The organism is Cryobacterium lactosi, assembly GCF_004403945.1.
Classification (GTDB): domain Bacteria; phylum Actinomycetota; class Actinomycetes; order Actinomycetales; family Microbacteriaceae; genus Cryobacterium; species Cryobacterium lactosi.
Genome location: NZ_SOHM01000031.1, coordinates 516,405 through 530,025, shown reverse-complemented (window position 1 = coordinate 530,025; position 13,621 = coordinate 516,405). Strand labels below are relative to the sequence as shown.

At 68.9% G+C, this 13,621-nt stretch carries 15 protein-coding genes; 1 reads left to right on the top strand and 14 read right to left on the bottom strand.

Going from position 1 to position 13,621, the window contains the following annotated elements; translation table 11 throughout:
• Positions 1–160 precede the first annotated feature (160 nt).
• From csrA to E3T61_RS16010, 14 genes are all read right to left on the bottom strand, one after another.
• The gene (gene csrA / locus E3T61_RS16075; protein WP_134641806.1) at positions 161–400 is read right to left on the bottom strand and encodes a carbon storage regulator CsrA; all 240 of its coding nucleotides are present in this window, start codon (positions 398–400) and stop codon (positions 161–163) included.
• A gap of 4 nt (positions 401–404) precedes the next feature.
• Entirely contained in the window at positions 405–1,391 is a 987-nt protein-coding gene (locus E3T61_RS16070; RefSeq protein ID WP_134641805.1) for a hypothetical protein, read from the bottom strand.
• Positions 1,366–3,417 (bottom strand): flagellar biosynthesis protein FlhA, encoded by a 2,052-nt coding sequence (locus E3T61_RS16065; protein WP_134641804.1) that lies wholly within the window; start codon positions 3,415–3,417, stop codon positions 1,366–1,368. The genes E3T61_RS16070 and E3T61_RS16065 overlap by 26 nt, the downstream gene beginning before the upstream one ends.
• The gene (locus E3T61_RS16060) at positions 3,418–4,530 is read right to left on the bottom strand and encodes an EscU/YscU/HrcU family type III secretion system export apparatus switch protein (RefSeq protein WP_134641803.1); all 1,113 of its coding nucleotides are present in this window, start codon (positions 4,528–4,530) and stop codon (positions 3,418–3,420) included.
• Complete coding sequence (locus E3T61_RS16055; RefSeq protein ID WP_134641802.1) at positions 4,530–5,288, bottom strand: flagellar biosynthetic protein FliR; 759 nt, start codon at positions 5,286–5,288, stop codon at positions 4,530–4,532. Before E3T61_RS16055 ends, E3T61_RS16060 begins: the two co-directional genes overlap by 1 nt.
• Complete coding sequence (gene fliQ, locus E3T61_RS16050; protein ID WP_134641801.1) at positions 5,289–5,564, bottom strand: flagellar biosynthesis protein FliQ; 276 nt, start codon at positions 5,562–5,564, stop codon at positions 5,289–5,291.
• Entirely contained in the window at positions 5,564–6,379 is an 816-nt protein-coding gene (fliP, locus tag E3T61_RS16045; RefSeq protein WP_134641873.1) for a flagellar type III secretion system pore protein FliP, read from the bottom strand. Before fliP ends, fliQ begins: the two co-directional genes overlap by 1 nt.
• Before the next feature lie 80 nt (positions 6,380–6,459).
• Positions 6,460–6,972 (bottom strand): flagellar biosynthetic protein FliO, encoded by a 513-nt coding sequence (gene fliO / locus E3T61_RS16040; RefSeq protein ID WP_134641800.1) that lies wholly within the window; start codon positions 6,970–6,972, stop codon positions 6,460–6,462.
• Complete coding sequence (gene fliN, locus E3T61_RS16035) at positions 6,973–7,746, bottom strand: flagellar motor switch protein FliN (protein ID WP_134641799.1); 774 nt, start codon at positions 7,744–7,746, stop codon at positions 6,973–6,975.
• Positions 7,743–8,651 (bottom strand): flagellar motor switch protein FliM, encoded by a 909-nt coding sequence (locus E3T61_RS16030; RefSeq protein ID WP_241992618.1) that lies wholly within the window; start codon positions 8,649–8,651, stop codon positions 7,743–7,745. The genes fliN and E3T61_RS16030 overlap by 4 nt, the downstream gene beginning before the upstream one ends.
• A gap of 97 nt (positions 8,652–8,748) precedes the next feature.
• Positions 8,749–9,687, bottom strand: a complete 939-nt coding sequence (locus E3T61_RS16025; RefSeq protein ID WP_134641798.1) for an OmpA/MotB family protein — start codon at positions 9,685–9,687, stop codon at positions 8,749–8,751.
• On the bottom strand, positions 9,684–10,508 hold the full coding sequence (locus E3T61_RS16020; RefSeq protein WP_134641797.1) for a motility protein A: 825 nt from the start codon (positions 10,506–10,508) through the stop codon (positions 9,684–9,686). The genes E3T61_RS16025 and E3T61_RS16020 overlap by 4 nt, the downstream gene beginning before the upstream one ends.
• Positions 10,509–10,787: a flagellar FlbD family protein gene (locus E3T61_RS16015; protein ID WP_134641796.1), complete on the bottom strand. Its 279-nt coding sequence runs from the start codon at positions 10,785–10,787 to the stop codon at positions 10,509–10,511.
• Between the two features lie 101 nt (positions 10,788–10,888).
• Complete coding sequence (locus E3T61_RS16010) at positions 10,889–11,593, bottom strand: hypothetical protein (protein ID WP_134641795.1); 705 nt, start codon at positions 11,591–11,593, stop codon at positions 10,889–10,891.
• A 241-nt stretch (positions 11,594–11,834) separates the two neighbouring features.
• On the opposite strand from E3T61_RS16010, the gene E3T61_RS16005 reads away from it, so the two are divergent.
• Positions 11,835–13,469 (top strand): HNH endonuclease signature motif containing protein, encoded by a 1,635-nt coding sequence (locus E3T61_RS16005; protein ID WP_134641794.1) that lies wholly within the window; start codon positions 11,835–11,837, stop codon positions 13,467–13,469.
• The last annotated feature ends 152 nt before the right edge of the window (positions 13,470–13,621 follow it).

The following is a 13,621-nucleotide window of genomic DNA, read 5'->3' as shown; positions in this document are numbered from 1 at the left end:
GAAATGTCCATGCGGACGTCCTTTTCCCCGCCCTGAGCCGGCCCATGATGAAACGATGATCTGTCTCACCACAGGCTGACACTCAGGGCACACCGGGCGCAATTGTCCGTTCGGGGACAGTTAGCCCGGCGGAGCTGCCGGGGCCGGGCGCCGCGGAGGTCTAGAGGCCCAGGCTCGACTTGAGCTGGTCGGCCGCGACCTCGTCGTCCCGGTCCGCGGCCAGGTTGGCCTCGAGGTTGGCCTCGGTGACGGCCTTGAGGATCTCGGCACGCTGGATGGAGATGCCCCGCGGGGCATCGACGCCCAGGCGGATGCTGTCGCCGCGGACCTCGAGCACTGTGATGACGATGTCGTCACCGATGAGGATCTTTTCCCCCTGTTTGCGCGTGAGAACCAGCATCCGCTCAGCCTATCGCGAACGGCTGCGGCGGCCCGGCTGGGGCGAGCCAGCCGATCGGCAGACCCAGCTCCAGCACGGTGCCCGGAGTGGCCGTGGAGTCCACGCCGAGCACGGCGACGGCGTCGATTGAGATCCACACGCCCGCGTCCCGCACCCAGCGGGCCGTGTCGGCCGGTTTCCGGCCGGCGTGCACAACGGCCCAGACCTGGTCGGCGCCCAGCGCGGCGGGGTCACCAGACGCGTGCGCCACGAGGATGCTCCGGCCGCGCTCCACTCCCCTGGCCCGGGCGGCGAGGGCCGAACGGCGGTCGTCGATCTGGTCCCGCTCGTCGTAGAGCGGCGTCGTGGCGCCCGCCGACAGCAGCCTGGCGGCCGCGGCCACGTCGTCGGGCAGGCCGAGGAGCAGGATCAGGTCGCCGGGGCCGTCCAGCATCGTCGGCGCCCCAGGCGACAGTGCCGGCCGGTCGCTGGGATCGTGTCGGATCGGCTCCGCCGATCGTTCCGGCACCACTGAGCTGTACGACTCCGCCGGCTCGTCCGGCGCCGACGCGCCGCCGGGCGGACGGGCGGGCGAGGTGGCGAAGGTCAGCTCGTCCATCAGCCGCGCGAAGTCCGGGGTGCCTGTCGACACGTCAGGTGCGGCGGCGCTCTCGCGGGCCGCTCGACGAGGGGACGCCGGGTCGGTGCGCAGGAGCGTCTCGGCCGCATCCGCTTCATCGAGCAGCGCCGCGATGCCGAGCCTGGTGGTCATCTCATCCCGCACGCGGGCGGCACGCCGGCGCTGGGAGCCGCGCTCCACCAGGACCTGGACCGGGGCGTCGGGCACCTCGACGGTCACCTCGATGTGCCGTTTGGCGAAGAAGCCCCGGATGCCGCCGACGGTCACCTGCTCGGCAGCGATGATGCGGGCGCCGTCGCCGTGCTCGGCGAGCACACGGGCCTGCAGTTCGGGCAGGGTGGAACCCTCAAGCCGCAAGCGTTTCGTTTGCACGGACCACCCCCACAGTTTCGATGGCGACCCTGGCGGAAGTGACCTCTTCGTAGGACAAAACCGGCAGGCCGCCGGCCTGAGCTGACACCAGGCGGCGGATGGCCGGCCGGAGCGCCGGAGCGCAGACCAGCACGGCCGTGCGGCCGCTGGCCTCGACGGCGGCGACGGTGGTGCGCAGCGAGCCGAGGATGGCGTCGATCCGGACCGGGTCGAGCAGGATCTGGCTGCCCGCGTCGCTCGGCCGCATGCCCTCGAGCATGGACTGCTCGAGGCCGGGCTCGATCATGATGACCCGCAGCAGCGCGCCGTCCAGGTACAGCGCCGTCAGCGCGGGCCCGAGCGCCTGCCTGGCTGCTTCGACGAGGCCTTCCGCATCGACGGACACCTTCGCGCGCACCGACAGGGCCTCGAAGATGCGCGGCAGGTCGTTGATCGGGATCTGCTCGGCGAGCAGCCCCTGCAGCACCCGCTGGACCTCGGCCAGGGAGAGCAGGCCGGGGATGAGGTCGTCGACGGCCGACGGGCTGACCTGGCGGACGCCATCCGTGAGCACCCGCACGTCTTCACGGCTGAGCAGGCGCGCGGCGTTGCCGGTGATGATGGACGACAGGTGCGTCACGAGCACCGAGACCCGGTCGATCACCGTGGCGCCGGCCATCTCCGCCCGTGGACGCATTTCGCCCGGGACCCACTTGCCGGCCAGGCCGAAGACCGGCTCGATGGTCGCCGTGCCCGGCAGCGACTCCAGGTTGTCGCCGAGCGCGAGCACCTTGCCGGCAGGGGCGATGCCGCGACCGGCCTCGACCCCGGCGATGCGGATGGCGTAGGTGGACGGCGGCAGGTCGATGTTGTCCCTGGTGCGCACCGGCGGCACGACCATGCCCAGGTCGAGCGCGATCTTGCGGCGGAGTGCCCGCACCCGGGCGAGCAGGTCGTCGGAGGCCCCTGACACAAGGTCCACGAGGTCGGGGGCGAGCTGGATCTCCAGGGCATGCACACGCATCTGCTCGATGAGATCCTCTGCCGTGTCCGACCGGGGCGCCATGCCCTCCACGGCAGCGGCCGCGGCGGCGCCGGCCTTGGCCCTGGCCTCGTTGCCCTTGATCCGCTGCGAGATGACGATCAGGCCGGCGCCGACGATGATGAACGGGATGATCGGCATGCCGGGGATGAGCGCCATCAGGATCGCGGCGGCGCCGGCGATCATCAGCGCGGTGCGGGACTGGGTGAGCTGGGCCGACGCTGTGGCGCCGATGTCGGACTCGGCGTTGGAGCGGGTGACGATCATGCCGGTGGAGACGGCCATCAGCAGGGCGGGAATCTGGGTGACCAGGCCGTCGCCGATGGTGAGCAGGGCGTAGGTGTTCAGCGCGTCGCCGATCTCCATGCCGCGCTGCAGCATGCCGATGGCGATGCCGCCGATCAGGTTGATGATGATGATGATCAGGCCGGCGATGGCGTCACCCTTGACGAACTTCGACGCGCCGTCCATGGCCCCGTAGAAGTCGGCCTCAGCGGAGACCTCTGCACGCCGGTCCTTGGCCTGCACGTCGGTGATCAGGCCGGCGTTGAGGTCGGCGTCAATGGCCATCTGCTTGCCCGGCATGGCGTCGAGGGTGAATCTGGCGCCCACCTCGGCGACCCGTTCGGCGCCCTTGGTGACGACGACGAACTGGATGACCACCAGGATCAGGAAGATCACGGCGCCGATGATGATCGAGCCGCCGACGGCGACGTGGCCGAACGAGGCGATCACCTGGCCGGCGTAGCCCTCGCCAAGCACCAGCCGGGTGGATGCGACGTTCAGGCCGAGCCTGAACAGGGTGGCCACGAGCAGCAGCGACGGGAACACCGAGAAGTCCAGGGGCTTCTTGACGAACATCGTCGTGAGCAGGGTCACCAAGGCCAGCAGGATGTTCACGATGATGAGCACATCGAGCAGCCCGGCGGGGATCGGCACCACCAGCAGCAGGATGATGCCGACCACTCCGATCGGAACGGCGAGTTTTGCGAGCGTGCTGTTCACTTAGATGGCCTCCGCCGGGTGGGTGAAATGAGAGCGAGTGGTCTGGGTCATGGTGTGCACGCCGGATCGTGACCCGCGGGTCTTCAGGGCGAGCACGAAGGCCAGCACCCGGGCAACGGCGTTGTAGAGCTCGACCGGGATCTCTTGGCCGAGCTCGCAGGCGCTGTGCAGGGCCCGGGTGAGCGGAATGTCCTTGACGATGGGCACGGTGTCGGTCTCGGCCTGCTCACGGATGCGGGCGGCGATCACCCCGGCCCCCTTGGCGACGACCCTCGGGGCGGATTTACCCGGTTCGTACCGAAGGGCGATGGCGAAGTGGGTGGGGTTGATCAGCACCACGTCGGCGGTGGCGACGGCGGCGATCATGCGGTTTCGGCTCATCGCCAGCTGGCGGGCGCGGCGTTGGGAGCGGATCAGCGGGTCACCCTCAGAGCTCTTGTGCTCGTCGGTGACCTCCTTCTTCGTCATCCGCGTGCGCTTGCGGTTCCGCCGCATCACCACCATCACATCGGCGGCGGCAAGCACCAGGCCGGCGATCACGGCCGATTGCACCAGCGCGGCGGTGCCGTCGCCGGCCGCGCCGATCAGAACCGTCACCGGCAGTCCGCCCGCGGTCATCAGCACCGGGGTCAGGCCCTGGATCACCGAGGTGAGCACCACGCCGACGACGATGGTCTTCAGCAGAGCCTTCACCCCCTGCCAGAGCGCCTGGGTGCCGAAGGTGCGCGCGAGCCCGGTGACCGGGTTGAACTGGTCGTACTTGCCGGCGACCTTCTTGATGTGCACGCCGCCCTGCACAATCGATCCCGCCAGCACCGCCACGCAGACCACGACGAGCATGGGCGTGAGGATGCCGCCCATGGTGCCCAGCCCCTCGGCAAGCAGCTGCAAGGCCCGCTCCGGGTTCGGGTTCTCGGCAACGGTGCGGATGTCCAACAGCTGCGACCGCCCGGCGGCCGCACCGGCCTCGATGGTCATCGGCATCATCACGGCGGCGGCGCCGATGCCGACCCACGCGGTGAGGTCCTGCGACCTGGCCAGCTGGCCCTTGGACCGGACCTCCCGCATCCGCTTCTCTGTGGCTTGTTCGGTGCGTTCACCCGCGTCGCTCATCAGCGCACCCCCCACATGCTCGAGACCGCGTCGTCAGTGAGCGAGGCGACGATACCGGGCAGGGCCATGAATCCGGCGGCGCCGAGGGTGAGGGTGATCAGGATCTTGAGCGGGAAGCCGAGCGCGAATGCGTTCAGCGCCGGGGCCACCCTGGTGAGCAGGCCCAAGCCGGCGTCGGCGAGGAACAGCACCACGATCAGCGGGCCGGCGATCTGCACCGAGGCCAAAAGCATCTGCCCGACGGCCGCGGTGATGGTCTGCATCGGCACGGCGAGGTCGATGCCGCCGCCGACCGGCAGCGCGGCGAACGAACGGGCCAGGCCGCCCAGGATCAGCTGGTAGCCGCCGGAGGCGAACAGCAGGGCAAGCGCGGTCATCTGGTAGAGCCGGGTGAACTGGGCGCCGTTGACCATCGACTGCGGGTCGAAGCCCTGGGCGAGCTGGAAGCCGCCGAACAGGTCGATCAGGTTGCCGGCCGATTGGATGGCGGAGAACACGACGAGGACCAGGAAGCCGAGCACGCCGCCCACCACGATCTCCAACAGAAGCGCCACGATGAACCCGCCGGTGTCGGGCGAGGCGTAGCCGGGCACCACCCTGGGTGCCACGGCCAGGGCCAGGCCGATCGCGAGCATGCCCTTGATGCGCAGCGGGAACGCGTTGAAGGAGAACGGCGGTGCCACGACGAGGAACGCGATCATGCGCACCCCGGCCAGCATCACCGCTTCCAGCCAAGCGAAGTCCAGGGTGATGTTCACCTAGCCGCCGCCGATCAGGCCGGGGATCTTGTCGAACAGGTTGGTGGTGAACGAGACGATCTCGGAGATCATCCAGTGCCCGCAGATGAGCATGGCGAGGCAGACCGCGATGGCCTTGGGCACGAAGGAGAGCGTCACCTCCTGGATCTGGGTGATCGACTGGACCAGGGAGATGGCGAAGCCGACCACCAGGGCGGTGATCAGGATGGGTGCGGAGAGCTTGGCGGACACGACGATGGCCTGCAGGCCGATGTCCAGGACGGCATTGGAGTCCATCAGCCACCCCGGTAACTGTTGACCAGGGTGGTGATGATCAGGCCCCAGCCGTCGACGAGGATGAAGAGCAGGATCTTGAACGGCAGCGAGATCATCACCGGCGGCAGCATCATCATGCCCATCGACATCAGAGCCGCCGACACCACCAGGTCGATGACCAGGAACGGGATGAAGATCACGAAGCCGATGATGAAGGCGGCCCGCAGTTCGGAGATCATGAACGCCGGGATCAGGGTGACCAGCGACACCGCGGCCGGGTTGGCCGGGTTGGGCTGGTCGGAGGCGCGCACCATCAGGGCCAGGTCTTCCTGCCTGGTGTGCGCGAGCATGAAGGTGCGCAGCGGCTCCGAGCCCGTCGTCACCGCATCGTCGAACGTCATGGAGCCGTTCAGGTAGGGCTGCAACGCCTCGGTGTTGATGTCGGTGAGCACTGGAGCCATGATGAACAGCGACAGGAACAGGGCCAGGCCGGCGAGCACCTGGTTCGGCGGGATCGAGGGCAGCGCGAGGGCGTTGCGGGTCATGGCAAGCACCACGAAGATCTTGGTGAACGATGTCATCATCAGCAGCAGCGCCGGCGCCACCGAGAGCAGGGTGATGCCGATCAGGGTCACGATGGCCGAAGACGGCGCACCGTTTGGCCCGTTGATCTCCACGGTGAGGCCGGCGCCCGGGGTGGCGGCCGGGGTGGGGACGGCGGGGTCGACGGGCACGATCGGAACGATCGGCTCGGTGGGCACCAGCGGCGACGCGTGGCTGGTGGAGGCCACCAGCAGGATCAGGGCCGCCACGATGACGACCACGAGGGCGGCCATGACGGCCCACCGGGCCAGGACGGGACGGGTGAGGACGGGACTGCTTGGGACGGACCGGCCGAGAGCAGGACTCGCGGTGTTCACCGGCCGTGCCGAAGCAGAGCGGCGGTCTGTTGCCACGTCGAGGGCGAGAGGATGGAGCCGCCGAGCCGGCCGCCCGCGTTGCGGTCCCGGCGCGGACGGAAGGTCAGCGGCGGCTCTGCCTGCGTGTCGGCGTCAGACGGCACCAGGGTCGGTCCCCCGGATGCGGCGTGCAGCGACCTGGCGAAAGCGACAGCCGACCGATCGTTTCCGGCCTCGGTGTGCACGGCGCTGATGCCTGCGCCGCCGGCCACGGCCGCGGCTGGGTCGGTCTCGCCGTCGTGCAGCACGCTGATCGACTGCTCGGTGACGCCGAGCACAAAACGGCGGCCGTCGACATCCACCACCACCACGGATGCCTTCTGGCCGAGGCCCTGCCGGCCCACGACGGTCACCACATTGGCTGCGCGCGACCCGGAGCCCCTGCTCAGGCGTCGTTGCAGCACCCAGAGCAGCCCGAGCACAACGGCCAGGGACAGGATCACTCGCAGGGCGACGACGACGGTGTCCACCTAGGTCAGGCTCTCGGCCACATCGAGGATCTGGGTGATCCGCACTGCGTAGTCCTGGTCGACGACGACGATCTCGCCGTGGGCGATGAGGCGGCCGTTGAGGAGGATGTCAGCGGGTGATCCGACGGAGCGGTCCAGTTCGACCACGGCGCCCGGTTCGAGGGCGAGCACGTCGCGCACCGTCATCCTGGTGCGGCCGATCTCGACGGTGAGGGCCATTTCGACGCTGTTGATGCGGCCGAGGTTGCCGACCACGGTGCGGTCCCCTGTTGCGGCGGCGGCGCTGTTCTGGCGCAGCCGGATCGCGAACCAGCCGACGGTGACGCCGCCGCCGGTGAGGTCGAAGACCACGGTTTCCGAGTCGAGGAACAGGGTGGTCGCGTCGTCGATCCGGGCGTCGCCCAGCACGCCGAGGCCGAGCACACCGGCAGCGCGCTCGAGGGCCGGGCGGATGATGTCGTCTCGCGAGACGAGGCCGCTCTCGGCACCGGCGGCGGCGTCGAGGGAGCCGGGGTCGGCGAGGACAACGGCCAGGTCGGCTGAGGTGGCGCCGACGAACGAGGCCACGACGGCACCGGGCACGGTTCCCCCGGAGCGGCCGACGACGCCGGCGCCGGAACCGACCGTCGCGGTGAGGATGGTGGGCGTGGGAAGCACCGTGAGCAGGGCGGCGACCGCCGCGTCTGCGACTCCGTCGGAGAGCCCGGAACCGATGGCGCCGACGCCGCCGGCGGCGGACGGTGACTGGGCGGAGGCGGAGCGCTGAAGCGTCATGGGGTCTTTTCCTCGGTGTCGATGATGATGCAGGCCAGGCGGGAGCCGGTGGAACCGACGGCAGCACGGGCGAGAGTGCGGCCATCCACTACCAGGTCGAGCGGTCGGTGGGTGGGATGCGGGATCGCCAGGACGTCGCCGATCGCGAGGGCCAGGATGGCGCTCGGCAGCACCCGCGCGTGCGCGAGCCGCAGGGACACCTCAACGGGCACCCAGCCGAGCTGGGCACGCAAGAGGTCCTCTGGCGGGGTGGCCGAGACCGGAGGGCCCGGTTCGCCGAGTTGGGGCAGCAGGGCTTCGGCCGGCAGGGCGAGAGTGGCCGCCGTGGTCTTGTCGCCGACCCTGATGATGAAGGATGCGACGATCATCAGGTCGGAGGTGGCCGCCGCCTGCGCGAACTGGGAGTTGTACTGGATGCCGTCCACCGCGATGGGCAGGGTGAGCAGGGCGCCGAGGGAGTAGCGCAAGTCCTCGAGGGCGTCGTCCATCAGCCGGCGCACGAGAGCCTGCTCGATCTGGGTGAACGGCCGCTCCGGCGGGAGGGGCAGCCCGGTGCCGCCGAGCATGTGCGCGACCCAGTACAGCGCGGCGGCGGAGGGAAACTGGATGACGGCCTGGGCTTCGAGGCCGTCGACGGTGCACAGCACCATGGCGGTCGTGGCCGGGAGGGAGGAGGCGTACTCGTCGTAGCCGCTCATCACCACCTGTTCACAGGTGACCTGGGAGATCATCCGCACCTGGGCGGTCAACTGGGTACCCCACTGGCGGGCAAAGGTCTCGAAGGCGAGCTCGAGCACCCGGGCGTGGTCGCGCGCCAGCGTCGTCGGTCTACTGAAGTCGTAGACCTCCACGGCGCGCGCGGGTTTTCCGGGCACGCCGGTGCTGATGTGTTCCTGGACCGTCACGACTGGCACTATCGGCCGGTTGGAAACGAATGTTAGCGGCGTCGGCAAAGTCGTCGGTGCCGTTTTGTGCCGCCCGGCCGCCGCCCTGCCCGTGGCCTCAGTGCCCGGAGGTCACCGCCGAGGTGTCGCCGCCGGTGGCGGGGGTGCTGTCCTTGGTCTTGCTGTCCTTGGGGGTGGAGTGCACGGCGGTGCTGTCCGTGGGGGCCGGCTGGTCGGGCACAGCCGTGCCGTCGAGCACAGACGGGATCAGTGCCCGCACGCTGTCGGGCTGGTTGGAGAGCAGGACCACGTCGACCCGGCGGTTGCGTGCCATGGCGGCCAGGTCATCGCCGGTGTCCACCGGCCGGGCGGAGCCGTAGCCGATCGCACCGATCCGTTCCTGTGCCACCCCGGTGCGTTCCACCAGGTGGCGCAGCACCTGGGTGGCCCTGGCGCTGGAGAGTTCCCAGTCGGTCGGGTAGTTGATGGTCACCCCGTGCCTGTCTGCATGTCCCTCGACCGAGACCTCGCGTTGGGTGCCGGCCAGCACCGGGCCGATGATGTCGAGCACCGAGACGGCCTGGGAGCTGAGGGTGGCGACGTTGGGTTCGAAGAACGTCTCCGACCCGACCAGGCCCACCGAGAGGCCGCGCTCGTCGATGGTGTACTCCACGAGGGCATCGAGGCCGACGGCGGTGAGGGCCGCCTGCATGGCCTCCTGCACGGCGGTGAGGTCGTCGACCTCGGCTATGGCCAGGTCGAGGTCGGTCAGCCCGACATCCTGGTTCACCGCCGGGGTGTCGACCAGGTCGGCCGGCACCACGATGCCCTCAGCGGTGTCGATCTTGCCCACGTCTACCGCGCCGAAGCCCGTCGCCAAGGAATTCTTCAGCTGCACGAACTTGGCCTGGTCCACAGTGGACATGGCGAACAGCACGATGAACATGCACATCAGCACGGTGACCATGTCCATGTACGAGGCCATCCAGCGCTCGTCGACGTGCTCCTCGTGTTCCTCCTCGAGGCCCCGGCGGCGACCCCGGCCGCGTCCGCTCACGCGGCCTTCTTGAGGGGCTTCTCGGACGAGGGCTTCTGGGTCTTGCCGCCCTTTGACCCCTTCGCCGATTTGCCGGATGCCGCAGGCACCATGGCCTGCAGCCGCTCGCCGAGCAGCCGGGGCTGGCTGCCGGCCTGTACGGCCAGAGCGCCCTCCATGAGCAGCGTCATCCGTTCGGCTTCGATGTCGGAGAGTCGTTTCAGCCGGCTGCCGATGGGGAGCCAGAGGAAGTTCGCGGACAGGAGCCCCCAGAGTGTCGCGACGAACGCGGCGGCGATCATGGGGCCGAGGGTGGATGGGGTGTCCAGGTTCTCGAGCACGTGTGTGAGCGAGATAACGGTGCCGATGATGCCGACAGTGGGTGCGTAACCGCCCAGGCTGGTGAAGAACTTGGCCGCGTTGCGGCTCTCCTTGGTGCGGGTGGCGATCTCGTCTTCAAGCAGGATGCGCAGCTCATCACCGTCGGTGCCGTCGGCGATGTTCTGCAGTGCGCCGCGCAGGAACGGGTCGGTGATCTTGTCGGCCTCCTGCTCGAGGGCGAGCAGCCCCGAGCTGCGGGCCTTCTCGGCCAGGCCCACGACCTGGTCGATGAGCTTCTGGGGCGGGGTGGTCTTGCCCAGGAACGCGCCGGGCAGGGCCTTGACGGCTTTGACGGTGTCGCGGAGGGTGCCTCCGGCGATTCCGACGGCGATGGTGGCGCCGAAGACCAGAACCATCGGGGCGGGCAGCAGGATCGCGGTGACGTGCGAGCCCTCGATGGTGATCATCGCAAAGAGCGCGCCGAAGGCGAGAACGATGCCGATCAGGGTTGCGGGGTCCATTCACAGCCTCCGGGGGCGCAAGGGGACAACGGCGTCCGGGCGGGTGTCGGGATTGCTGTCTGTGCTCCCCGTCGAAGCGTCGGTGCCGCTGTACGCCAGTCCGATCACGTGTGCCCGGTAGGCCGCGATCTTCTCGATGACCTCGGTCAGGCTCTCGGTCACGATGAACTTGGCGCCGTCGACCATCACCAGGGTGGTGTCGGGGTTCACGTGGATGCGCTCAATGAGGTCAGGATTGATCGCGAACTGACTGTCATTCAGCCTGGTTACAACGATCATGGACCCGTCCCTGGTTCCCGGACGACTCCAGCAGTCGTCAACGAGCACTGTCGGCCGCTCCAGGCGTTGCGTTAGGGGGACGGGGGCAGGAGACGTGCGGGCTAGAACGCAGCCACGCGGACCATCCCGCCGCCCTCGATGACGGTCACGGAGAACGGTGCGCTGATCGACGGTGTGCCGACGGCGGCCATCCCGGCCCGACGGCTTGCGGCGTCATCGCCCGTAATCGACACCACGATGGCTCCGGGCTCAATCATGGGATCTGACGCGACCGCGAATCCGGCGGTCGACCTCAGCCCAGCCTCGTCCAATGCCTCGATGACCTGCTTCATCACAGCATCAGCGGCCGCCTGGTACTCGGTCGCAGAGACACCCAGGCCCTCAACGGTGGTGTACGGCAACCCGGTAGCGTCGAGCACCGCGATCGCCCCGGCCGGCGCGTCACCGGTGAATCCCATCGTGAAGGTGCGCGATTCTCCGAAGTAGCAGTAGGCGTAGTCTTCGGCGAACTCGGTCTCGATGACACTCGCCGCGTCACCCAGAGGCTTCTGGTAGAGGGCCCATTCCTGCTCTTGTGCCGAATAGTCCAGCTCTGCGAGGGTGTGCCCGGGGTAGATCTCCCGCGCCATGACGGACTCGTCGTCAGAGGCGAGGCCGGTTCCGGCATGCTCGGTGACCCGCCATGCCGCCGCCGCTTCGGCTGCCTCGCTGGGGCCCGGGGTCGGGGCCAGTGCAACGCCCAGGGAGAGCGCGGCGGTAGCAAGGATGGCCCCTGCCCGGCTTCCCCTGGCTGCGGCCGTTCTCATCCGATTCCCGTGCCTGATCACTCGTGCTCTCATAAGAGCGAAGCTATCCGTCATTCGAGGTGGGGGCAAGTCATTTAAACGCCAGATCACAAGCTGATTCATACTGAGACGAATGCCGGAATCGGCAGGCTGCGCCACATCGGCGCCGGTACCGGATCGTTGGCTCACCATGCCCAAAGATTGTTATCCACAAGTTGATATCTACTCACACAAAGCTTCGGAAGCGGACTAGATTCGGGGCATGACAATCCAGTCGACCATCGCAGACACGTTCGCCGCTGCCCGCGGTGACGCGCTGGTGGATGCCGCCGCGAATGTGGCCCGGCTGGGCTCGTGCAGCGTCGACTACGACGCGTTGTCGGATGCCGAGGTATTGGCCGGTCAGCGGATCCTCGCGCAGGCGCAACGCGAGCTGGATACCCGAAAGGCCTGGATGGCGAAGACCCTCGGCCAGCGCTCCCGGTGGGAGCTGGGCCAGTCGGGCCTGGCCGCCCAGCAGGGCTTTGTGAACCCCGAGGCCCTGATCCAAAAGCTCACCGGCACGAGCAAGGTCGAGTCGCGCAAGCTCGTGGGGGTGGGCCGGATGCTCGCCGAGGCCGAAGAGGCCGAAGCGCAGGCTGAGGCCGCCCGCCGGCTTCTCGACGAAGCACTGGATCCGGCGGCTGACCCGGCGGCGGTTGACCCGGACGCGCTTGACCCGGGTGCCGTCGATGGGTTCGGCCCGGCCGCTCCTGCGGCTCCGCTTGTGCCGCTGCCGTGGCACACACCGATCTCGCACGCCGTGAACGACGGCACCCTGTCCATCGATGCCGCCCACGCCCTGCGCACCGGGCTGGGCGACGTCGACACCGTGGTCACCGGCCCGGCCCTGGCCGACGCCCTGCACCAGTTGCTCGTCGACGCCGCCTCGATGAACGTGGACCAGCTCCTCAAGAAGGCCCGGCAGATGCGCGACAGCCTCGACGAGGCCGGCATCCGGGTGCGCGAACAGAAAGCCTGGGACGACCGCTACCTGCGCATCTGGACCCTGAACACCGGCCAGGTCCGCATCGACGGGCTGTTCCCGCCGGAACAGGGCGAGTTCATCAAAGCCACCTTCGACAGCCTCACCAGCCCCCGCCGCGGCGGCGTGCGCTTCGTGGACACCGACCGCGCCGCCTGGGCCAAGCGAGTCAAGGACGACCCCCGCACCACCACCCAGATCACCTGCGACGGCTTCATGGACCTGCTCACCGCCGGCACCACCGTCAACCCCAACGAGATGCTCGGCGGCCGCCGCCCCGCCGTGCAGATCCTAACCACCATCGCCGGCGCCACCGGCCAACCCGTCACCGCATCCGGGCCTCCCGAACTCGACCCCTGCCCGCTGGCCGGGACGCTGCAGCCCGGGTTCCTCAGCGAGGCCGACGACATCCTGATCTGCCTGCCCGGACAACCCGGCCACGGCTACATCGAGGGCAACAGCGCCCCGCTCTCCCCCGAAACCATCGAACGCCTCATCTGCGACTCCGGAACCATCCAGATCACCTTCGACCAGCTCAACCGGCCCCTCGACGTCGGCCACGAACAACGCCTCTTCACCCGCGCCCAACGCCGCGCCCTCGCCGCCCGCGACGGTGGCTGCCGCTGGCCCGGCTGCGACCGGCCACCGGCCTTCACCGAAGCCCACCACATCAACCACTGGCAACGAGACAACGGCCGCACCGACATCGACCAGGGCATCCTGCTCTGCCGCGCCCACCACCTACTGCTGCACAACCAACGCTGGCAAATCTTCGAAAACACCGGCCGGTACTGGCTCAGACCACCCGCCACCACCGACCCCGGCCAACGCCTGATCGAGATGCCCAGCCACACCCGGCCACGGCTCGGCTAATGCCGCACACGCGGATCGGGTCTCGACACGCTCGACCAACGCAGTGGGAACCTTCCGCAGGAATCTCACCGCGTCTACTTCGGCAAGCTCAGCACGACGTCGACAAGCTCGACCAACGCAGTATCGCCACCGCCCGCCGATCGAGCTTGTCG